The sequence below is a fragment of the Bacillus sp. SRB_8 genome (genome assembly GCF_003264205.1).
Lineage (GTDB): Bacteria > Bacillota > Bacilli > Bacillales > Bacillaceae_G > Bacillus_A > Bacillus_A mycoides.
In genome coordinates this window covers 352,825-375,365 of the sequence record NZ_NADT01000026.1, presented here as the reverse complement: position 1 = coordinate 375,365, position 22,541 = coordinate 352,825, and the positions used below count along the sequence as shown (strand labels likewise).

Annotated in this window: 24 protein-coding genes and 1 pseudogene; 8 read left to right on the top strand and 17 right to left on the bottom strand. The window is 33.2% G+C overall.

Features of this window, described 5'->3' with window-relative positions:
* Window positions 1–29 precede the first annotated feature (29 nt).
* Both B5P40_RS23710 and B5P40_RS23705 read right to left on the bottom strand, forming a co-directional pair.
* Entirely contained in the window at window positions 30–725 is a 696-nt protein-coding gene (locus tag B5P40_RS23710) for a CsxC family protein (RefSeq protein ID WP_060749952.1), read from the bottom strand.
* A gap of 593 nt (window positions 726–1,318) precedes the next feature.
* On the bottom strand, window positions 1,319–2,089 hold the full coding sequence (locus tag B5P40_RS23705) for a GNAT family N-acetyltransferase (RefSeq protein ID WP_113710010.1): 771 nt from the start codon (window positions 2,087–2,089) through the stop codon (window positions 1,319–1,321).
* Window positions 2,090–2,579: 490 nt separating this feature from the next.
* Here B5P40_RS23705 and ycaC point away from each other — a divergent pair, with 490 nt between their 5' ends.
* A complete protein-coding gene (gene ycaC / locus B5P40_RS23700) occupies window positions 2,580–3,215 on the top strand; it encodes an isochorismate family cysteine hydrolase YcaC (protein ID WP_113710009.1) in 636 nt (211 codons plus the stop codon).
* Window positions 3,216–3,758: 543 nt separating this feature from the next.
* Here the strand turns inward: ycaC and B5P40_RS23695 are convergent.
* Window positions 3,759–4,541 (bottom strand): BC_2878 family exosporium-associated protein, encoded by a 783-nt coding sequence (locus tag B5P40_RS23695; protein WP_016101230.1) that lies wholly within the window; start codon window positions 4,539–4,541, stop codon window positions 3,759–3,761.
* A gap of 412 nt (window positions 4,542–4,953) precedes the next feature.
* On the opposite strand from B5P40_RS23695, the gene B5P40_RS23690 reads away from it, so the two are divergent.
* Window positions 4,954–5,274 carry a hypothetical protein gene (locus B5P40_RS23690; RefSeq protein ID WP_002189904.1) on the top strand — a complete coding sequence of 107 codons (321 nt, stop codon included), beginning with the start codon at window positions 4,954–4,956 and terminating at the stop codon, window positions 5,272–5,274.
* A 54-nt stretch (window positions 5,275–5,328) separates the two neighbouring features.
* Here the strand turns inward: B5P40_RS23690 and B5P40_RS23685 are convergent, their stop codons facing one another.
* The 5 genes and pseudogenes from B5P40_RS23685 to B5P40_RS23665 form a co-directional block, all read right to left on the bottom strand.
* On the bottom strand, window positions 5,329–6,864 hold the full coding sequence (locus B5P40_RS23685) for an MDR family MFS transporter (RefSeq protein WP_002127801.1): 1,536 nt from the start codon (window positions 6,862–6,864) through the stop codon (window positions 5,329–5,331).
* A gap of 23 nt (window positions 6,865–6,887) precedes the next feature.
* On the bottom strand, window positions 6,888–7,595 hold the full coding sequence (locus B5P40_RS23680; RefSeq protein ID WP_113710008.1) for a polymer-forming cytoskeletal protein: 708 nt from the start codon (window positions 7,593–7,595) through the stop codon (window positions 6,888–6,890).
* 25 nt (window positions 7,596–7,620) lie between these two features.
* Window positions 7,621–8,331 (bottom strand): bactofilin family protein, encoded by a 711-nt coding sequence (locus tag B5P40_RS23675; RefSeq protein ID WP_078176547.1) that lies wholly within the window; start codon window positions 8,329–8,331, stop codon window positions 7,621–7,623.
* A gap of 13 nt (window positions 8,332–8,344) precedes the next feature.
* Window positions 8,345–8,968 (bottom strand): YhbD family protein, encoded by a 624-nt coding sequence (locus B5P40_RS23670; RefSeq protein ID WP_113710007.1) that lies wholly within the window; start codon window positions 8,966–8,968, stop codon window positions 8,345–8,347.
* 158 nt (window positions 8,969–9,126) lie between these two features.
* Window positions 9,127–10,902, bottom strand: a pseudogene (locus B5P40_RS23665) (ABC transporter substrate-binding protein).
* Between the two features lie 62 nt (window positions 10,903–10,964).
* On the opposite strand from B5P40_RS23665, the gene B5P40_RS23660 reads away from it, so the two are divergent.
* Window positions 10,965–12,170 carry an MDR family MFS transporter gene (locus B5P40_RS23660; RefSeq protein ID WP_113710006.1) on the top strand — a complete coding sequence of 402 codons (1,206 nt, stop codon included), beginning with the start codon at window positions 10,965–10,967 and terminating at the stop codon, window positions 12,168–12,170.
* 14 nt (window positions 12,171–12,184) lie between these two features.
* Here the strand turns inward: B5P40_RS23660 and B5P40_RS23655 are convergent, their stop codons facing one another.
* The 8 genes from B5P40_RS23655 to B5P40_RS23620 all read right to left on the bottom strand — a co-directional run bounded on the left by B5P40_RS23655 (window position 12,185) and on the right by B5P40_RS23620 (window position 17,510).
* Entirely contained in the window at window positions 12,185–12,889 is a 705-nt protein-coding gene (locus B5P40_RS23655) for a YjgB family protein (RefSeq protein ID WP_113710005.1), read from the bottom strand.
* A gap of 24 nt (window positions 12,890–12,913) precedes the next feature.
* A complete protein-coding gene (locus B5P40_RS23650; protein WP_002165597.1) occupies window positions 12,914–13,759 on the bottom strand; it encodes a DUF5700 domain-containing putative Zn-dependent protease in 846 nt (281 codons plus the stop codon).
* Window positions 13,760–14,012: 253 nt separating this feature from the next.
* Entirely contained in the window at window positions 14,013–14,408 is a 396-nt protein-coding gene (locus B5P40_RS23645) for a hypothetical protein (protein ID WP_002084959.1), read from the bottom strand.
* A 92-nt stretch (window positions 14,409–14,500) separates the two neighbouring features.
* Window positions 14,501–14,743 (bottom strand): GlsB/YeaQ/YmgE family stress response membrane protein, encoded by a 243-nt coding sequence (locus tag B5P40_RS23640; RefSeq protein WP_002013368.1) that lies wholly within the window; start codon window positions 14,741–14,743, stop codon window positions 14,501–14,503.
* A gap of 124 nt (window positions 14,744–14,867) precedes the next feature.
* Complete coding sequence (locus B5P40_RS23635; RefSeq protein ID WP_078203356.1) at window positions 14,868–15,833, bottom strand: nucleoside hydrolase; 966 nt, start codon at window positions 15,831–15,833, stop codon at window positions 14,868–14,870.
* Window positions 15,834–15,910: 77 nt separating this feature from the next.
* Window positions 15,911–16,099, bottom strand: a complete 189-nt coding sequence (locus B5P40_RS23630; RefSeq protein ID WP_002065918.1) for a DUF3970 family protein — start codon at window positions 16,097–16,099, stop codon at window positions 15,911–15,913.
* A gap of 69 nt (window positions 16,100–16,168) precedes the next feature.
* Entirely contained in the window at window positions 16,169–16,954 is a 786-nt protein-coding gene (locus B5P40_RS23625) for a class I SAM-dependent methyltransferase (protein WP_002192837.1), read from the bottom strand.
* Window positions 16,955–17,171: 217 nt separating this feature from the next.
* Window positions 17,172–17,510 carry a hypothetical protein gene (locus tag B5P40_RS23620; RefSeq protein ID WP_002127815.1) on the bottom strand — a complete coding sequence of 113 codons (339 nt, stop codon included), beginning with the start codon at window positions 17,508–17,510 and terminating at the stop codon, window positions 17,172–17,174.
* A gap of 484 nt (window positions 17,511–17,994) precedes the next feature.
* On the opposite strand from B5P40_RS23620, the gene B5P40_RS23615 reads away from it, so the two are divergent.
* Window positions 17,995–18,147, top strand: coding sequence for a YqbF domain-containing protein (locus B5P40_RS23615; protein ID WP_080017262.1), 153 nt, complete (start codon window positions 17,995–17,997; stop codon window positions 18,145–18,147).
* A 31-nt stretch (window positions 18,148–18,178) separates the two neighbouring features.
* Here the strand turns inward: B5P40_RS23615 and B5P40_RS23610 are convergent, their stop codons facing one another.
* Complete coding sequence (locus tag B5P40_RS23610) at window positions 18,179–18,547, bottom strand: hypothetical protein (RefSeq protein WP_002168183.1); 369 nt, start codon at window positions 18,545–18,547, stop codon at window positions 18,179–18,181.
* 240 nt (window positions 18,548–18,787) lie between these two features.
* Between B5P40_RS23610 and B5P40_RS23605 the strand changes: the two genes are divergently transcribed.
* From B5P40_RS23605 to B5P40_RS23590, 4 genes are all read left to right on the top strand, one after another.
* Window positions 18,788–19,990 (top strand): MFS transporter, encoded by a 1,203-nt coding sequence (locus tag B5P40_RS23605; protein ID WP_113710004.1) that lies wholly within the window; start codon window positions 18,788–18,790, stop codon window positions 19,988–19,990.
* Window positions 19,991–20,295: 305 nt separating this feature from the next.
* Window positions 20,296–20,601, top strand: coding sequence for a hypothetical protein (locus B5P40_RS23600; RefSeq protein ID WP_113710003.1), 306 nt, complete (start codon window positions 20,296–20,298; stop codon window positions 20,599–20,601).
* A 179-nt stretch (window positions 20,602–20,780) separates the two neighbouring features.
* The gene (locus tag B5P40_RS23595) at window positions 20,781–21,149 is read left to right on the top strand and encodes a hypothetical protein (RefSeq protein WP_002127817.1); all 369 of its coding nucleotides are present in this window, start codon (window positions 20,781–20,783) and stop codon (window positions 21,147–21,149) included.
* Between the two features lie 176 nt (window positions 21,150–21,325).
* Window positions 21,326–22,525 carry an LL-diaminopimelate aminotransferase gene (locus B5P40_RS23590; protein ID WP_002127818.1) on the top strand — a complete coding sequence of 400 codons (1,200 nt, stop codon included), beginning with the start codon at window positions 21,326–21,328 and terminating at the stop codon, window positions 22,523–22,525.
* The last annotated feature ends 16 nt before the right edge of the window (window positions 22,526–22,541 follow it).

Here is a 22,541-nt window from a genome sequence, read left to right as displayed (position 1 = left end):
TTTTTATTAAAGACAATGCTTTTTTAGTCTTATACTTGTACTTGTTGTACTTGTAAAACTTTTAAAGTAAGATCTAGTACAATTTTTTCACGAAGAGTTCCAAATGGCTCGTTTAATTCTGTTGGACAAGGTGAAAAGTCTAATTCAAAAAATTGTGCGCTTACTAATTCACAATATGGTTGTTCATTATAAAAAACTGTATTTTCGAAGAAGTATTTGTCTAAACGTGGTAAATCACCATTTTTAGGATTAATAAAGTGAGATGTAGTATCTGATGAAGAAGCTACTAAAGCTAGTGAAAGAAAATCAGCTGCTGTCAAATCTGCAAAACCAGAAAATGGAACATTTGCAATACGATCATATAGCACTCCATTACACTCATCATTTGCATATTCAATATTTTTACGAATATATCCTTGTACAAATAATTTTGCTCTTGTAACTCGGCGGTAATTTGTACCTGGTACTGGAGTAAATGCTACAGGAACTAACTTACATTGTGTTAAAAATACATTTTTTAACACACGTTTAATCTCAGTTGCTGGAGGATCTAATGAAATATCAGATTCTACAACAATTTGAATTGTTCTTTCTGCTAATACAACTGGTATTTTTACAATCGGTGTTCCTGGAGTAAGAATTGGTGTTGCAGCTGCATCACTTAATGGCGTTTGAGTTTGTCCATCTACCTGACATGGTACATTAATTGGGCATTGTTCGCTCATATTTTATAATCTCCTTTATACAATATTTTGGAGTTTTTTAACTCTCTATACTGTATATGTATCTCTTCTATTAATGCGTGGGTTTGTATAATAGTTACTTTCATCATTTACAAAAAAATAGCAAATTTATTGTTAGTTAAACACACATAACTTAATATATTAAGCCTTTATGATTATCTACCTATATAAAAAGAGAATTTCTGAACCCTCATCGTGGAAGTAGGAACTGATGTGTTAATTATATTCACTAGTAATAGAAGAAAAATCAATATTAGTATCACTCTACTGTTGAAAAAAATAAAAACCGACTAAAAAAAGTCGGTTTTTATACCCAAATTCTTGCGGAATCCCTTCATCCTTATCATTAATATCATTGTTTTATTCTCAAATTTTTCACTAAAATTTATCAACTCTTCTTAGGAAACCAATCTTGTCGTCATTCTTTTCCCTTAATTTCATTTATTAACATCTCTTTTAATACCTTTTTATCTTTGGATAGTTTAGTTTTTGTTTGCAATTATAAAAAATAAGACTACTAAACGTTAATTTACTAGTCTTATGACGTTGTACAATCCGTACACGCTCCCGTTCATTCACTTATTATTTACAAAATAAGTATCATATGCCTTATCAAAAACATACCCTAGCTTTTCTGCTAATTTGACAGAAGTACTATTCGCTGCGTCCCAGTTTGGATACCTCCCCTTTTCTAAACAATCCAATATTAAGGTCGCACAAACTACAGTTGCCAATCCCTTTCTTCTATGATCAAGATCAGTAGCAACTTCAATTTCAATACCATCATTATAAATACTATATGATGATGCACCGCATACGACTTCTCCATTATACAAAATGCTATAACCTATACCTCGATTTACATAATCATCTATTGATCGAAATTGACTTGTAAAATCTTCAGAAACGTTGTGTAATGTTGGATTATTTGCGATATGCTCATCTATTTTTCTTAATTCATATCCTTTTGGAAGTGCAGTTATAAAAGATTGTAATTTTGAGCGATTAAACACTTCTGCATTTCTTTTAAATTTATATCGTAAAAACTTATCTATTTTTCTTTCATGGAATGTTTCTAAACGCTTTTTCCATTGATCACTATTTACGATTACTAAAATTTTTTCAGGGATGTTACGTAATAACTCTTCTGTCTCTTTTGCATTTGGATCCCCAGCGTAAAATGTGAAAATCCCTACCGTAATTTGCGCTACTGTCGGGTTTTCAAGATCGTTCACCCAGGCATTGCCCATATGTCCTTGTAAATAAGAAAGTAGAACAACATTATTAAAATCCTCGAACATAGAAACTAATTTTTTTCTTGTATGTATTTTTGCCTCATATATCATTTACATTCCCGCTTTCTTTAAAATCAACTAGACTCAACATTTTCATGAGTTAACTTTTATTAGTATTCTTATACACACTTATTTATTATCTAAGTAAATGTCTATGAAACTCAACTCTAAAATATCAAATAATTATAAATTATACATAAATTAAATTTTATTATAACATCTAATTTCATTGAAATGATTTACCAATCAAGAATTGCTATTTTCAGATTCATTTTAGTCCTCATATCTCATTTTCTATTTACAGGTAAAAACATTATTATTCACAAATAATAGATAGCATTAGGACCATACCACATAGCTATCCACTCAATTAATACATTGTTTCCCAAAACGAAAAATTTGTAATTCCTCAATATGAAAATACATACATCCCAATATTCTAATGAAAACTATTTGTTGATAAATTTTTGCATGTATACCAAATCAAGATAAATAACTGTAAGATTGATTTGTAAATAAGCTTATTAAGGGGGATTATAAAATGTCTGATTTGTATTCTCGTCTTTCAAAAAGTGATGCCGCGGTTCTTCTAGTGGATCATCAAACAGGTCTTATTTCCAGTCTAGTGCGTGACTATGGTGTTGATGAATTCAAGAATAATGTTTTAGCTCTTGCGAATACCGCTAAGTTTTTTGATTTACCTGTTATTTTAACAACTAGCTTCGAAGACGGTCCTAATGGTCCACTCATGCAGCAATTAATCGAACTATTTCCAAATGCGCCTAAAATAGCGCGTCCTGGACAAATTAACGCGTTTGACAATGATGAATTTGTAAAAGCTATTGAAGCAACGGGTAAAAAACAGTTAATTATCGCAGGTGTCGTTACTGATGTTTGTGTTGCGTTCCCAGCTCTATCAGCTATAAATGCAGGGTATGAGGTATTTGTTGTAACGGATGCATCTGGAACTTTTAGTAAACAAGTTGCTGATGCCGCTCTTATGCGTATGGCTCATGGAGGGGTGCAACTAATGAACTGGTTTAGCGTTGCAGCAGAATTACAGCGTGACTGGCGAAATGATGTTGAAGGTTTCGGAGCTTTACTTGCTAAGCATCTTCCAAGTTATCAAAATATCATTGGAAGCTATATGGGGGCTCAAAGAGAGCTTAGCAAGTAAAATCTTAATATAAAATCAGAATTGGTATTGTATTTTCGTTAACTTGATAGCGATATATGGTAACAATGATGACTAATTATTCCTAATAAAATTCACTCTCAAAAAAACTTACAGCAGGTATTTACATAATTAAAAAAAGGGCTGTCGTAGCAGCCCTTTTTTTAATTATTTTACTAATATTGTATAATCCCCTACTCCACCGCTATATTTATTTACACTTAAATAAATATCCCCCTGCAATTGACTTCTTTCATATTTTGTTGCGTAAGCAGGGTACCTAATTTGCATGTTTATGGCAGTGACGCATTAAGGAATAACACGTATCAATTGATAGTACAAACCAGCCTATTTCCCGCTACTACGGCCTATACAGTATAGAAAACAATAAATACCTTTACTTTCATTAGTGTATCTAAAGAGAAGCTAAAAAATTTCCGATTCCACACAATAAATAGCTAAATTCAAATGTAACAATATTTCATTTAATCATTTTTATGTAAAAACCCTCATTATAGTGTACGAGGGTTAATTACGATAAATACGTTATAACTCCTTCTTAGAAATGTAAGATTCCGTCTCACCATTTTTATATATTCTAGTTAACTTAATAATTGAATTGTACATCATACTATTGTCGTTAATAATCTCTTTTTTCATCTCTTCTATTTCGGCATTTCCAGTTCCACTCTCTATTTTTAAACAGTTTGAAATGTTGAGGTATCCATTTGATGCGAAAAGAATGATAAACGTAATATCAGGGAAGTTAATAAACAGTAATCCAAATTTCAATGGATTTCCAGTTATATCCGATAAGATTAATCGAAAATCTAACAGTTCAGGTACCGGAACGAAATCTTTAGAAACAATCGCTTCACCTACTATAGTAATTTGCTTTACTACATTCCCAAGCTCATCTACAAATTCAATACATCTAGGTGGATCAATCGTTGTTGCCTGTAAAGATAAACTTAATTCAGGATTATTAAAATCGAAGAATAGTGTACTTCCCTCATTTAAACAATGTGGACAAACATTTCCAAGTAAACTGAATTCATCTTCAATAAATTTAACTTTCGTTTTACAACTACAAACTTTCCCTATTCGAATCGCATCAATTCTTGAACAATCTACAAATATTACCTCACTGTCTTCTTGTGCAAACGACACTATACCTTTTATCTCATTAAATGAAATAAAATAGGATACAACTATTTCGTTTCCGTCTATTACGATACTCTCAACCCTAGAATAAGGATGTAAACTTTTCAAAAATTCACATATACTATTTTGACAACATTGACAATCACGTTTCGGCTCACAATCCACTGATTCTCCATTCCTTTCCTATATGTTTTACCTAATAAATATAATATGAAAGGTATGTAAGAAAAGCTTGGACAATATAACTCTAATATTAGTCTAGATAAGTATACAGACATATGCCTGTCAAATTAAGAAACTCATCGTTCCTCAAATAAGTAATAAAATATATTTTTCACTATAAATGCATATAACAATTTCATCTTTCAACAAAAAAGCGTTATAATAAAGTGAAACTTCTATTAGCGGGGAGCTTTATCTCCTACTAATGGTTAGCCCTCACCAATCGGGCTCTTACGGGCAGTTATCTCCTGCCGTCCTCATCATTTGCTTCTTCACCTTGAGGCGGGAGTCTACTGCTCGTTATTGCGGGATGAATTGCAGCCTCTAAGATTACGTAATAAAGGAGATTAAAACAATGACTAAAATTAAAGTATATCAAGTAAAAGAAGAAAATATGGAAGCAGTAAAAAACATCATTGATGTTGAGGAACAAAACCCAACTGCTGAGAACTTACAAAATCTATATACATGTGTATTAGATACTGAAGATATGGCATTACCTGAATCATACGTTGAAGAAGATATCTTAATTGATTCTATGGAAGTTATGGTTAACGCTTCTCAAAGCAAGCTAAGAGACTTAGGTACATATGATGTAATCGAAGTTCAAAACAAGGGTAAGAAAACACAAATTTTATTATTAGCAGACGAAGAATACGAAATTATCGAAAGCTAATTCGACTCCGTACATAAGAAAAAGCTCCTTTCAAAATTGAAAGGAGCTTTTTCTTTATGCTTTTGATGTTTCACTTTTCACCTTGTTTTGTTCTTTTTTATATACCATGCGCTCATTTCCCATAAAGAAAACGAATACGAACGCTAAACTTGCGGGGACTAACGCCCACATAAATGTCTGAACGATTGAACTAGAGAGAGCTTCAATAATTTTATCTAATATTTGCGGCGGAATTTGAGATCTTGCCGATTCTGATAGAATAGCTCTTGAATCTCCTAAAGCGTTTGTATTCATTCCCCCGCTCATACCTTTAAACGATTCTTCTAATTGATCCTGGAAACCAGTTCTTTGAATCATTCCGAAGATTGTAATACCAAGTGTCATACCTAATGAACGAATGAAGTTACTCGTTGAAGTCGCAGAACCGCGTTGCTCCATACCGAAGTTATGAATAGCAGCCATACTTAGTACAGAGAATGAGAAACCAACTCCAAAACCGATAATAACCATATAAATTGTTAATAATATACGACTTGTTTCTGGCGTTAATGTACTTAATAAGAATAATCCGATTAGCATAATTACAGCAGAAATAATCATAATGTTTCGGTAGCTAAGTTTCGATGTTAAAAATCCACCTAACTGCGCTGTAACTACTGATCCTAACATCATTGGTAATAACAATAATCCTGAGTTTGTTGCGGTACCACCGTATACGCCTTGAATAAATAACGGAATGTACACAGTTGCTGACATAAATGCCGCCCCGTAACATAAGGCAATAATTGTACTCATTCCGAATAGACGTTGTTTAAACATCTCAAATGAAATGATTGGTTCTTCTACTTTTCGTTCAATAACAATAAAAGCAATTACTAAAATAGCGAACCCAGCAAATAAACTTAAAATAAAGCTAGAATCCCAATCATACTTTTGTCCGCCTAATTCTAAGGCGAACATTAAACAAATTACTGCACCAACTAAAGTAATTGCGCCAAACCAATCAATCTTTTGTTCTCTATGAACTCGTGACTCTTTATAAAATAATGTAATAAAAATAAGTGCTAAAATTCCAAGTGGTAAGTTAATATAAAACACCCAGTGCCAGCTAATATAATCCGTAATATATGCGCCAAGTAATGGCCCGAAAATACTTGATAAACCAAATACTGCTCCGAATAAACCACCCATTTTCCCGCGCTTTTCTGGAGGGAAAATATCAAAAACGATAGTAAATGCGATCGGCACTAGTGCCCCGCCGCCAATACCTTGAATGGCACGATAAATACCTAACTGTGTAATATTTTCAGCAGTACCACAAAGTGCCGAACCAATCATAAAGACGATTAAACCGAAAATAAAGAATCTCTTTCTACCATACATATCTGATAGTTTACCGAAAATCGGCATACCTGCCATTTCTGCAACCATATAGGCAGAAACAACCCATACAAAGTTTTCAAGACCTCCTAAATCACCAACGATTGTTCCCATCGCTGTTACGACAATGGTATTATCCATTGATGCCATTAAGATACCTAGCAATAAACCGGCAACAACGAAGCCGAGTTTATTATTCTTCTCAACCATAACCTTGCTCTCCCTCATACTACTTATATTTGTTTATGTTCTTTTACGACTGAATTCCCTTTCAGGTTAAAACTAGTATGATATTCTACTACACTAATTTCACAGCCAGGGCCAATTATAACATGATTTCCTCTAACTACGTCTGCTATTGTATGTTCTAAATAAATATCATCCCCTTCAATAATTGATGTTTGAAGGCTTCCTGCATGACTTGTAAAAGGAATAAATCTCGTTTTTTTACGTACTGTAATCTTTTTCCCACCGATTTCTCTCACTTTACTTCCTTCATAACGAAGTGAGATTTCAATATTTTCAGCATTAAGCAAACCATCACTTTCAAGACCACCAGTTAGTAATAATTCCTCTAGTTCTATATCTCCCTTCACATTTAAAGCGCCTTTCACATCTACGAAATCACCTGATAGCTTCCCTTTAAATTCTATCATACCTCTAACTTTTATTTTATTAATTTGTCCGTCGCCTTGTACTTGGGCATTGCCATATACTTTTACATATTCCGCCTCGATATTCCCCTGTACTTCACTATCTCCATACACGACATAATTTTTTGCTTTCATATTGCCACGTACTTCACTCGTACCATACGTTTTAAAATCATTACAACTCATATGATTAGAGATTGTTCCTTCGCCGCGTATCTTTACTTTGTTATAATCTCCACCTGCTGAGCTACCTGATCCATTTCCAGTAAGACTATGTTGATTTTCCATACCGATTCCTCTCTCCCTTTTAAACTTAAACTTGCTTAATTTCTTTTACATTTGCGCTTTTATCAACAGTAAGAACCCCAGTATATTCAATTAGTTCAATCTCACAGTTCGGCCCTACAGTAACATTGTTTCCCCTTACTGTTTTAATGTGAGCATAATCAATATCGATATTGTCACCTTCTAGCAGTTCAGCTTCTAACTGTAAGCCAAATACTGTTTTAAATAGTCTACTAAAAGCACTCAATCTATGTTTTACTTTAATGGTTTGGCCACCAATTTCTTTCGCTCTACATGTACCGTGAATATTTATATTAATTTCATCTGCGCTTAATAATCCACCAACTGTAAATTGCCCTTCTGAAGAAAAAATATCAACTTCACAATTACCATCAATCGTCGCTTGACCATTGATTTTAAATTCTTCACCAGTTACATTACCACCTATCGTCCCTTTTCCTGCAATTTTTAAAGTGGTCGCCTTTACATCTTGTGTAATTGTCCCTTTCCCATCGATTCGCATCATCTCTGCACTAACTGTACCCTCAACTTTACCTGATCCGCTAATTCTCGCATCGCTACTTTTCAAATCACCAGTAACAATTCCGTAACCATTACATTCAAATTGGTCGCACTCAACGTTTCCATTAACAGTTCCTTTTCCATTTAGTTGCACTTTATAAAACTCTCCACCGTTTGATGAACCATATCCGTTTATAATTAAATTTTCTGTACGCATTATTTCTCCTCCACTACAACAGTTTAGTTTTTAATGCTTCGGTATATTTCATAATTGCTACACGTAAAACAATCTTTGTTCCCTTTTCAAAAATTAAATCCTCAACGCTTGATACTAAGAAGCATGTAGAAATCCCTAACTTCCGAATAATAACTAAGTCACAATTTTTATGTTTAATCGCTTCATAATTTTCACGTAAAACTTGTAAAACCATTTTCCCTTCTTCTAAGCTAACGTCTCCTGATTGAAGAAGTTCTTCTAACACGTATACATAAAGAATATCTGCAAATTGAAAATCTGCCGTTTTGTTCGTTTGTTCTATAAAAAATTGTAAGACTGGTTCTGATGCAATACCCTTACGTAACAAATCATCCTTTGTTAAAAGAATTTCTGTTACGCTTGGTGAAAACATATTTGCCAATTCATCAAGCGATAGATCCTCTTTCATCGTTTGAATTTTATCAATACGCTCTAATATCTTTTCTTTTGGAAAAAATGTTTCCTGACCTGTGAACGTTGACTTCCGTACAAACCAATCTTCCGGTATTAAATTTTTTCTCTTCCACCTATATAACTGTCCGTATGAAATACCAGTTAACTCTAATAAATCTTTTTTTGAAATTAAATTTGTAATCAACTGTATATCACTCCTTCCTAATAACAATGTAACATAACACTGTTACACTGTAAATGGACTTTTATAACATGTAGCGTAACAATGTGCAAAACAAACTTCATTTCCATACAAAAAAGGTTCTTACACATCTTACTAAAATGCATAAGAACCTTTATATATCAAGCCTTAAACCATATTTGATAAAAATCAATCCAACCTTGTGGATTAATCATTATATTTTGCACTTTTTCGTGTGAACTTACTTGCTGTTTGTTACGATATAAAGGAATAGTATGAATTTGACGTAACAATGTGTCTTCAATATCGTGTAACAGTGTCATCCGTTTCTCTAATTGATTCTCTATAAAATAAGACTGCAATACTTCGTTAAATTTTATATTGCTATGTTGATGAATAAAGCTGTTTTTTGTAAGAAACATATATAGTAAACTTTCTTCAATACGCTCACTAATTGTCGCACTATCATGTATTATATCAGCCTTTTGTATCGTACTTGTTTGCAATAACTCTTTTGTTTCAAGAAAAACGACTTCAATAGTGACGCCATACTTCGCACACTCTTTTTGTATCCAATATGAGTCTTCAACATGATCTTGTTCTGTAAATGTATATAGTCGCAGTGTTTCATTACGGTAAGAGCTCTCTTTAATAAGCGTATATATGTCCTCATTTATATGTATAGTGCCACCCTTTGTTAGAACCAATTCTTCTGCTATTTCTCCGCGCGCTCCTTGCAATTCCTCGATAAGCGCATTGCTATGAATGATTTTATATAGAGCTTTCCGAAACATCGTGTTTTGCATAGGTCCTTCTTTTGCGGTATTTAATGTAATGTATGTTACATTCGACTCAAGTCTAGTTAGTTCTTTATGATGCTTTTCTATATTGTTATAGTGTGCTTTCGCTAAAATATCGCACGTATTTACGCTGTGCTCTACATTCCATAATTCAATTCGATCGAGAAATGGTCGCTCGCGAAAATATAAATCATTTGCTTCTAATACGAATACATCCTCATTCTTTTCACATAATCGAAACGGTCCAGTACCGATTAACCTTCCATCTCCATCTTCATTTACAATAGAACACTGTTCTGTACTTAAAGCATGTAAAAACAGCTTATTATCTGTAGATAAACGAATCTGCACAATGTAGTCATCAAGAATATGTAAACTTTCAACGTGCTGTAACATCCACGCATGCGGATTATTTTTCGCTTTCAAGAATCGTTTAAATGTATGTACAACGTCATAAGCAGTAAATTCTTTCCTGTTATGAAACTGAACACCTTTTCGTAAGTAGAAGGTCCATATATATTTCTGGTCATCATATTCCCAATAAAACGCAAGTCTTGGCTCTACACTGTTTGTATTTCCGTCTATATACACTAACGTGTCGTATATATGTTTTACCATATGACATTCCGAACGCATCGTAGCGTATACAGGATCTAATGCAATATCTAGATTCATTTGGACTTGCAAACGTAGCACATCTCTTCTCCCTTTAGATGTCCTTTCGACTTGATAACCGAATATCGAATCAATCCACGTTTGAAATTGCGTTTGAAGTGATGGAAAATACGAGCTATATCTTTCAATAAATGCACTTCCACTTTTTACGTCCCCTTGTTACGTTATTTCTTTTCCTCTTTCTAAAATTAAAGAAAGTGGATGTTTTTGAAATAACAACTTTGAACGATTTCCTCTCCCTCGGCCTGGAAACCACATAATCCAATTAAATTCTTCTAATTTTTTTATGATTAATTTACTATTTCGCTCTGTACAAAATAAAGTTTCAGATATATTTTGTATTGTTATTTCTAATTGTTCTCCCTCTGCTCTCCCATTTCCATACTGGAGCCACAGGTGCATATATTGCTCCAAAATAATCATAAAACGCCCCCTAAAAGATGAAAAATCTTCCTCTTTCATTCTACCCTTTTTCATTTCTGGCTTCCATCTTATCATTTCAATATAGAAAGGAGGAAATAAAAATGAAGTATCTTTTAAAACGTTATAATAAGCCTATTCTCATTCGATTGTTCGGTGAATTGTTAGTCCGAACGACTGAAGCGATGTTAGCTATCATTTTTATTGTTCACGTTAATAAAGCGTTAAATGGTAATGTCATCGTTACAATGCTTCTTTTCGGATTACAGCCTCTCGCTGATATTGTGTTTACATTAATCGCTGGGGGTGTAACAGATAAATACGGCCGAAAGAAAATAATGTTACTCGGATTACTTTTACAAGCTTTTGCCGTAAGCGGATTCGTTTTTGCTGAATCGGTCGCCTTTTTCGCCTTATTGTATGTAGTAAATGGTATTGGACGCTCTTTATATATTCCGGCACAGCGAGCACAAATCGCTGACTTAACGAAGGAAGAACAACAGGCAGAAATATTTGCTGTTCTGCATACTACGGGAGCAATCGGCTCTGTAATTGGCCCATTAATCGGCGCCTTTTTCTATACTAGTCACCCTGAGTATTTATTTATTTTGCAAGGTGTAGCCCTTACGCTATATGCTATTCTCGTTTGGACGCAGCTTCCTGAAACAGCTCCACTCATGAAAAACGTTAATAAAACTAAAGAAGTATATTCGCCAAAACAATTTATTTCAAAGCATTACGCTGTGTTTGGACTTATGGTTTCTACGCTACCGATTAGTTTTTTCTACGCCCAAACCGAATCAAATTATCGTATATTCGCCGAAAGTGTATTCCCAAATTTTCTATTTGTACTCGTGTTTATCTCAACTTGTAAAGCTGTCATGGAAGTGATTCTCCAAATTTCCCTTGTGAAATGGTCTGAACAGTTTTCTATGCCTAAAATCATTGTTATTTCCTATACTTGCTTTACGTTAGCTGCGATTGGCTACGGTTATTCCACAACAATATGGTCATTATTCTTCACATTGCTCTTTTTAGTAATTGGGCAAAGTATAGCTTTGAATCACTTACTACGATTCGTTTCACAAATCGCTCCAAGTCATAGACGCGGATTATATTTTTCTATATACGGTATACATTGGGATATTTCAAGAACTTGTGGGCCTTTTGTAGGTGCATTGTTATTAAGTAAATTAAGCGGTAGTACTCTATTTTATATTTGTGCCTTCTTATTAATAATCGGTGGTATCATTCAAGCTTTTTTTGTTCAATCGTTAGAAAGAAACAAAACAAAAGAGCTGTCCCTATAGGAACAGCTCTTCATTTAACCTGCCATTTTATTAATACTATCCTCCGGTGAGAACACAGAAATATGATGTACTTTACCAGTCGATTTTGGAATTACGAATTTCAATTCAAACTGGTCATTTACTTTATAAACATAAATTTTATCATTACCATTTTCTTTAACAGACGCTGGTTTTCCTAAAGCCTTTTCGATTTCTTGTAACGTAATCGATTTGAGCTCTGAATGGTAAGAGCGTACGTCAAAGACTTGTGATCCTTTATTAAAGCCAAATGCTACATTTTTACTTGTAAAAGTTGCATACATCCCGTTTCCTGCTTGCTCAGTCTTATCTGCCTTTCCCCATGCCTTCTCTATTTCTTCAATATCTCCTGTATGCGCTGCATATGGTACGTTAGGTACTTTACCTTCTTTCGCTTGCTCAAATAAATCTTTTACATGGTTAATTGATTTTTGATTAAGCACTGTATTTTTCGTATTAGACTTCGTTGAAGGTTTTACCGATTCTTGACCTTTTGGTTTTTCCACAGGTTCTTTCTCTTTTTTGGGAGCAGTCTCTTCATTCTTTTTACTCTTTTCTGACGTATCGCTCTTTTTTTCCGTACTATTTTCTGATGTTGAATTAGTTTGCTTCTTTTCCTCAGCGTTAGTACATGCAGTTAAAGCCGCTACACACGTTAAAGTTAGAAAAAATATAAGTACTTTCATATATACTTTCATCATTTTCAGCCTCCCTCTTCAACATATTCACTTTTGTAACCATTCCATTACACTACTCTTTAAATTATTTTTAGTCCAAAAAGTAAGTGCTTCGCTTTCCCCGAAAGTATTCACAATATACTCCATATACGATGTTCCTAAAAAATAACCGAGTCGGTTGCATCCGAAATAAGTCCCTCCTGATAAACGGAACCATTCTTTCTCTTTTTCATCTGTCCACCCTTTAACATAATCTTGTAAAAAATGTTTCTTAATATGATCTTTATGTTCTTCATAGCAATACAACCAATCGTCACCATCATTATCATATGAATAATAGACTGATTTACTTAATCCTTTAGCTATTCTTTGCGATAAATATGTCGCGACTCCCTCACGATATAAACTAACCGCTGCATCAGTCCATTGTGCTTTAGTCCAATCCATTCCACTCTCTTGCAATACGAAATTATGATATATATGACCAATTTCATGAGCAACGATAACACGAAGATGCTCCCTTTCAGGAGATAATTTTTCTGCCGAAAGAAATATATCCCCAATAATATCTCTTTCTACAAATGCATTGGAGCCAAACCCACCTACAAATAGATGAAAAGTCAAATCTATATTAAAACCAAATTGAATGTGATACTCCTCACTAATTTCTTGAATAATAGATGGTAAAGTTTCCGAAATAATACGGATGTCTTTTAGTTTTTCAGGATATTTTTTAATTGCACTAGAAAGACGTTCTTCCGTCTTAGGACAATGATAATTAAAATACTCTTCAAATGCTTCTGGATACATATCATAATATTTGTCCAAGTCATGTAATCCTATATCATCGCTTTCCAAAAGCTTCAAAAAGCTTGGAATTGTATTGTTAATCATCTTATTCATCTCCTTGTATACACCTTCTCTCCATACTCGCTATATCCTTTTTGTAACTTGAATTAAACTGCTACAAAATCTCCTTTAAATGCAAAAAACCAGCAGAAAGTGAATACTCATTCTCTGCTGATTTAATGTTTTGTTCCTTCTGAATCTTATTCAAATCATTTGTCATGATCAGAAATTCATTAAGATTAACTATTTATATAATTAAAAAAGCTGTCCTATTAAAGGACAGCCTCAATTATGTATTTTATACTTCGATAGATTTACCGTCTTCAACGATATGGTAAAGTAAGTGCGCTAAATGATGAATTGGACCATTTTCTTCCTCTTCTTCATTTGTCTCACCTTGGAATTCAAGATCATTTAAGTATAGTGCTAAAAATTGATAGAACAATTTCAAATCAAATCCGTAGCAAGCACTTGGTTCTTCATGATCTCCTTCATATTGTAACATTAAGTATTGCTCGTTTCCTTCTGTATCTTCAGCATCAAAGAATACGAAGAAACCAACGTTTGTATCTAAATCAAATAGATGACGAGTACCTTTTTCTGTTGCTTTCTCGAAGTCCTCTTCACTTAATTTATGTACTGTTGTTGCCTTTGCATTATCCTCTTGATGAAAATTTACTGTAAATGATTTCAATGCTGACACCTCCTGATTGTATAACAGTAGCATAACAGATTAGACAACATAATACAAAGGGACTGCTTACAAATGTAAACAGTCCCCTGTATTCATTTCCGCATTGCACGGAATATAAAGCTTACGATGAAAATCAAAACAATCGCGCCTATTAAAGCCGGAACAATCGCATATCCGCCTATAACAGGTCCGAATTTACCAAGTAACGCTGTACCAAGCCAAGAACCGACAATACCTGCAATAATATTACCGATTACACCGCCAGGTACATCCTTCCCAGTAATTAAACTTGCAAACCATCCTAATATACCACCAACGATTAAAGACCAAATCATATCATTTCCTCCTTTATAATTGACCAATAAAAATTATAATCAGAAACAATTGCTTACCATTAGTTATGTTACATTTTTCGTAAGTTATTCGTCTTATGAAAATCATTCAAATCTGCTCACCCTTTTAAGGACAATCTGGCTTCAATATTGTTCTCATAAATTCATCTTTAAACGCTTGATAATTAAATTCAACGGCAATTTTTTGTATAGGACGATTATCAAACGTCGTTGGCTCAGCTATTTTTCTAAAATCGGCAACACTTTGACCTCTCGTTACATCATTCGTCGTACTAATCCAAACTGCTGATTTTTTATATTCAAAAATATCATCATTTATAAATGAAATGAACGGAAGTAAATCGTGAATCGGACTCCCAGCAATACCTGGATATTCTTTTTTGTAAAAGTTCTCGTAATAAAAATCGATCATTGGCTTTATGAGTTTCGCCTGCCCTGTTCCTTCTTTATCAATAATATCGACCATTTCAGGGGTGATAAGAGCACGCTGCGTTACATTTAACGGATATATTGTAGCATTCTGCGCATATTTCATAACGATATTCGCGGCAATTGGATCACCGTAAAAATTAGCTTCTGATACAGGTGTAACGTTTCCCGGAAATAGAAAAGCACCGCCCATTATATAATAAGAACATACTCGATTCATTAAATTGGGGTACAATAAAAATAATGTTGCAAGTGTTGTTAATCGTCCCGTCGCGACTATAATAATATCTTCTGGACAAGGCTCAATTAATTTAATCAATTCACAAAAATTTTCTCTGTCACAAATTCTCATTTTCGGTGGAATAATTGGACCTAAACCGTGATCCCCATGAATTTCAGGGAAAAACAAAGGTTCTTCAGCTGTCATCGGTCTACTGGCACCTTCAATAATCTTCACTTTTGTAGCATAGTATCTTTCTAAAAAATAAACATTTTCCGTTACAATTTCTCTTGACACATTTCCATACTCTGCAACGATACCTATAATATCTAATTTGCATGTTTTATTCGCATAAATTAAGGTTACTGCATCATCAATACCAAAATCTCCGAAAAAGATTATTTTTTTATTAACATTCCTCACCCCTCTCCAGCATAATCTACTATCATTATTATGCGAAAAAGACAAGGTGGTGAAACGGAGATAATTAAAAAAGCCGCCTATTTATTGGCGACTTCAATCTTTTTATAAGATAAATATGCTAGTATACTTTTGCTTGAATCATATTTCGGATTATTCCCTTTTCTCGGTTCTCTCATATGTGTTTTTTCAAACCCAGGAATGTCAGGCATTTTCTCTAAAAATTCAAGCATCTCTTCCTCAGTTCCCTCAATACGTACACGAATCATTATTACTATTCCTCAATTCTCATTTTCTCTGTACTAAGTATATCGTACATCAGAAAGACTGCAAGAAATTTATCTTTTTAATGTTGAACTTTTTTTACATACGAACAGTGCCATTTCAGTATAAAACGATTCTATTTTATTGTTTCCAAATTGAATTTTGAAAAATTCTTGCATTTCATTTGATGTTTTCATCATACACTCTGTTAACTTTACACGTTTTTGCATAGGAACATCCATCATATCGCACCACCAATCAAAATCGAACTTCTTGTCAAAAGTATGACATGACTGCATTTGCAAACCATGTTTTTCTAATAAAGTAATCCATTCTGTTTTTTTCAAAGCTCGTTCATGGCTTGGATCTCTCTTCTTTTCGATAAAGTTATAAAATGTATCAAACTCATTATTTTCTGGTGAAACGTTATCAATTAATATAAATAATCCATTATCTTCTAACGTTCGATTTACTTCAAAAATAAATTGCAAAGGATCAACAAAGTGATGTGCTGCAATTCGGCATGTAATTGTATCAAAGGAATCATCAGCAAATGGTAACCTTTCTGCATGTCCTGCTACAAATGATACATTTTCATGTCCGTTCCCTTCTATAAAACCTTTTGCTTTTTCTAACATTTTTTCTGTTAAATCAAGAGCGACTACCTCTTTGAACATTGGGGCTAACAAATTAGCAACATGTCCACCACCAGTAGCAATATCAAGAAGACGAGTATTATGACGAGTTTCAACTTGCTGAACTACATATTGTAAATCCAGTCCTTTTGCATGAATTTTACTTTTCACATACTTCTCTGCATTACTACCAAATTGTTGTTTCACAAGTTCTTCTTTACTCACTTTTATCATCTTCTTTCTATAAAGTATTATATTTAATTTATAAGTTCTCTTTATATAATTTCAAATCCTCTTTTAGTTTAGTCTCGTCTCTTGTACTAGAGACCTTCTATCAAAAAATTTAACTCTTTTATTTTTAAGCACAAAACAAAAAAGGTTATGGGGAATTATCCCACAACCCCACAAAGTATCTCTTAAATTTGAGGATCTTCTTACACGTCTAATCCCCCTGTAACTTCACAATAACTTCTACTTCGCTATTAGTAGCCTCTCTTGCATGCAATCCATATTGGTCCATGCCAATCCATATCCACCCAGGACTATCATAAAGAATATCTATGTTGAAATGCTTCAACTTAGTAAGCTCTGACCTAATAAATTTATCCCTACTAGCGATTTCCTTATCAAGCAAGCCATATTCTTTCCCATTTTCAAATAGCGCTATCATCTTTCCTGCAAGTGGATGTATACGAACTATAAAGTGATATTCTTTTTCATTTATATTCGCTACAATCGTATTAGAATCAGGTACATCACATCTAGAATTCGGCATATTCATATCGGTCAGCTCCTTTATTGATTTCATTAATATCTTAACATGTTAATATTTAGATATTATTAATATAATGTAAAAAATGTAAAAGCTGACTTCCCTTTAGAAATCAGCTTTTACACATTGTTTATCTTTAAACTTTTTACAAATTTTATAATGTTTCTTTCTCTTCATCATTTCCGGAAACTAAATCTCCTAAAACATCCACCGTAACTTCAACTACAAATTCACAAATCCCTGCTACAACTTCTCCAATTACTTCCTCCATCTTTCTACCCCCTTGTTTTATGGAACCTATTTGTAGTATAGAAGATACTGGTTAATTTTAACTATCGGCAAAGGTGACAAAAACATTACAGATTTGTAAGCTATTTCAATGTTTTTTTGAATTTATACTTCTCCCCTTTGAAACTTTAAGTATTATTAACAACCAGATAGGTCATCATAATATAAAGTATTTAAGAATCCTAATTTAAAGGAGGCGTGTAAAATATACTACGTAAAACTAATTAAAGGTCAATCTTTCTATGCTTTTGATCATCGTTTCTTAATATCCGAGGAAAAAGAGGTTTCAGAGAAAATTTTTAATTACTTACGCCGGAATGAATTCTTCCAAGTACGTAAAGAGGAATACTCTGCCTAATTTACAAAGAATAAAAAAGGTCAACCTCCTCTCACATATGAGGAGATTGACCTTTTTTATTCCCTATATCAATGTTTATATTTTTCTTTATAAATTTATATGTTTCTAATTCTAACTCCGTTACTTTTTTTCTATATAAACCAAATTCATTCACATATATCCACAACCAACCTTCAAATAATTCCTTTTTTAATTGTTCTGATATTAAAATCCCCGTTTTCATAGCTTTCTCTTCGTGCAATAAAACATATTCCCTTTCATTTTCTACTAAACATAAGGTTTCTCCAACTAATTCGTCTTTACGAAGAAGAAATTTGTAAACTTCTCCTTCAACTAAAATCTTAATAATATATATGCCCTGTGGATTAACTTCATATAAATGTGCTTCTATGTTACCCACCTCCTTCCCACTATTTATATATTAACATTATAATATATAAATAGTATTAATTTATTGTAAAAATCTAATAATCCTTTCGTATATATTCATCCATTTTCAACAAATCAAAAAGATTGAAATCCAATAATGAAACAAGTAATATAGACTCTGACTCTAAAAAAAGCAAGTTGAAAAATTATAAATACATAAGGAGGTTTTATATACGAGTTGTTAATTTCAAAAGACTGAGAGGTTTAAATTATGTGGCGTAATAAAAATGTTTGGATCGTATTAATTGGGGAGTTTATTGCTGGTCTAGGGTTATGGCTTGGTATTCTTGGTAATCTTGAATTTATGCAAAAATACGTCCCTTCTGATTTTATGAAATCCGTTATATTATTTATCGGACTGTTAGCTGGCGTTCTAGTTGGTCCAATGGCTGGGCGTGTCATTGATCAATATGAAAAAAAGAAAGTTCTTCTTTACGCTGGATTTGGTCGTGTTATTAGTGTTATTTTCATGTTTTTCGCTATTCAATATGAAAGTATCGCCTTTATGGTTGCTTTTATGATTGCACTTCAAATTTCAGCAGCATTTTATTTCCCTGCATTACAATCTGTAATTCCACTCATCGTTAATGAACATGAGCTATTACAAATGAACGGTGTACATATGAATATCGGTACAATCGCTCGTATTGCAGGTACTTCACTAGGTGGCATTCTTTTAGTTGTAATGAGTTTACAGTATATGTATGCCTTCTCAATGGCAGCATACGCTTTATTATTCCTCTCAACTTTCTTCCTACAATTTGAAGATAAAAAATCCGCTACATTAAGTAAGCAATCAGCTAAAGATAATAGTTTTATGGAAGTATTTCGTATTTTAAAAGGAATTCCTATTGCTTTTACAGCACTTATATTAAGTATTATCCCTCTATTATTTATAGCTGGATTCAATTTAATGGTTATTAACATTAGCGAAATGCAACATGACCCAACGATTAAAGGATTCATATATACAATTGAAGGTGTAGCATTTATGTTAGGTGCCTTCGTTATTAAACGTTTATCTGATCATTTCAAACCTGAAAAGTTACTATACTTCTTCGCAATTTGTACCGCTTTTGCACACCTTTCGTTGTTCTTTAGCGATATTAAATGGATGGCACTTGCCTCATTTTGTTTGTTTGGATTTAGTGTAGGCTGCTTCTTCCCTATTATGTCGACAATTTTCCAAACGAAAGTCGAAAAAAGCTATCACGGACGTCTCTTCTCATTCCGTAATATGTTTGAAAGAGTTATGTTCCAAATTGTCTTACTCGGCACAGGCTTCTTCTTAGATACGATTGGATTACAGTATATGGTTCTAATTTTCGGAGTCATTTCATTGGTGATTATTTCCATTTCTCTTTCTAAGCAGAAACAATTTGAAAAACAATCATCACAATCTGCGAATTTATAAAGTGAAACTTTAATCAGTGGGGGTTTTGTTCATCTCCCACTGATTATTAGTCCTTACCAATCGGGATTTTACGGGGATTTACCCACCAAACCGCCTCGTATTCGCCGAATTTTGAGGTGGGCGTCTTACTGCCCGCAAATAACGGGATAAAACTAATATTTCTTAAGAATGGATCCAGTATTTTACTTGATCCATTCTTTTTCAATTTCTAGGATCCACCTTTATATAGTACGAATATTTAAAGGTGGATCGCCTACTGTTTTCGAATACAATAAACAATAGATTTTTCAAAAGGAGCTGTGGAAATGTCTGTTGGTATCCAATTATTAATTACCCTTCTGTTTTCATTCATTATGTTTGGCGCCCTTAATTTTTCAGCCATTTCCCTATCCCAAAATAACTTTAAAAGAAGAATTGTTGCAGGTTTCTTATTTTTACTGTTAACTCCCATTATCTTTTTGACTACTACAGCATTCGCTTCCATATTCTTCGATAAAGGTGGATTTGGCGCAGCTAACCTAGCCTTTATTATTGCAAATATATATATTGTAAATGGAATTGTCATTCTTCTTTCCGCTTCATTTATCCTCAAAAAACATAACATAAGATAGAGTACTAGGCATGAATCTAGCATTACACTAGATTCATGCCTTTTCATTTTAAAAACCTCACCTTTCTCCAAATTTTTATGTGAAATTTAAAAATTCTTTATGAAAATTTAAACTTTATTTTTTACAATATTCCTATCGTATTCGCACGTTTATAAAAACGAATAAGAAAGGAGTACACAATGAAAAAGTTTCTATTTATTTTCCCTATATTAATCGTTCTACTTAGTGGATGTAGCAATAATGATATATACGGCTCTTGGGAAGTCATTGATAATAAAAAAGGTGAATGCCCTGTATATTATAAATTTGAAACAGTTGTGAAAGAAGAAAAGAAAGAAAAGGTTGTTCACAATTTAGTGGAAATGCAAACAACAAATAAAAAAGAGGATTTATTTAAAGGATCGTTTGTTAAAAATTCTAACGTGTATCGTATTGATTATGGTAACTCGTTTACATCGGATCAATCTTTAAAAGTTGTCGATAATGAATTAAATGTATACTTTTTTACAACTGAAAACACATGTACATATAAAAAAACAAACAATTAATCTTCATTTATAACGTAGAAAATATTTTCTACGTTATTTTTATATTTCCCCTTATTATCCTCCCTCTAAATTTGTCAATCGTTTTAATTTTCATAAAAAAATGATAAAATGTAAACATGTGTTTTCAGAATAATTAAAAATACAGAAAGAAAACACTGTTTTTAGGAGGGGTTTTGATGACTTACACTTTAGCAACTAGAATGAAAGCATTCCAATCTTCTATATTTAGTGAATTAGGGGCCTATAAAAAAGAGAAAATTGCAGCAGGTCATAAAATGATCGATTTAAGTATCGGGAATCCTGATATGCCTCCTGCTGATTTTGTGAGAGAAGAAATGGTACATACAGCAAGTGCAAAAGAAAGTTACGGATATACATTATCTGGTATTCAAGAATTTCACGAAGCTGTAACTGAATATTACAACAACACTCATAACGTTATATTAAATGCTGAAAAAGAAGTTTTATTATTAATGGGTTCACAAGACGGACTCGTTCATTTACCTATGGTTTTTGCAAATCCGGGAGATATAATACTAGTTCCTGATCCAGGATATACAGCTTATGAAACAGGAATTCAAATGGCCGGTGCAACATCTTACTACATGCCATTAAAAAAAGAAAATGATTTCTTACCTAACTTAGAAGTTATCCCTGAAGAAATCGCCAATAAAGCAAAGATGATGATTTTGAACTTCCCAGGAAATCCAGTTCCAGCAATGGCACATGAAGATTTCTTTAAAGATGTAATCGCATTCGCGAAAAAACATAATATTATCGTTGTCCATGATTTTGCTTATGCTGAATTTTATTTTGATGGTCAAAAGCCAATTAGCTTCTTATCTGTACCTGGTGCAAAAGAAGTTGGCGTTGAAATTAATTCTTTATCTAAAAGTTATAGTTTAGCTGGTAGCCGTATTGGTTATATGATTGGTAACGAAGAAATTGTCAGCGCGCTTACGCAATTTAAGTCTAATACAGATTACGGTGTGTTTTTACCAATTCAAAAAGCTGCATCCGCTGCATTACGACACGGCGCTGCATTTTGTGAAAAAAACCGTGGAATTTACCAAGAACGTAGAGATACTTTAGTGGACGGATTCCGCAAATTCGGTTGGAATGTCAATAAACCAGCTGGAAGTATGTTCGTTTGGGCTGAAATTCCGAAAGGATGGACTTCGCTAGAGTTCGCTTATGCACTTATGGATCGTGCAAATGTCGTTGTCACACCAGGCCATGCATTTGGTCCTCATGGCGAAGGTTTTGTACGTATTGCACTTGTTCAAGATAAAGTAGTATTACAAGAAGCAGTTGAAAACATTAAAAATAGCGGTATTTTCTCTATTGAAAAAATAGAAGAATTAGTTAAGAATTAATAATAACTCCCCTGCT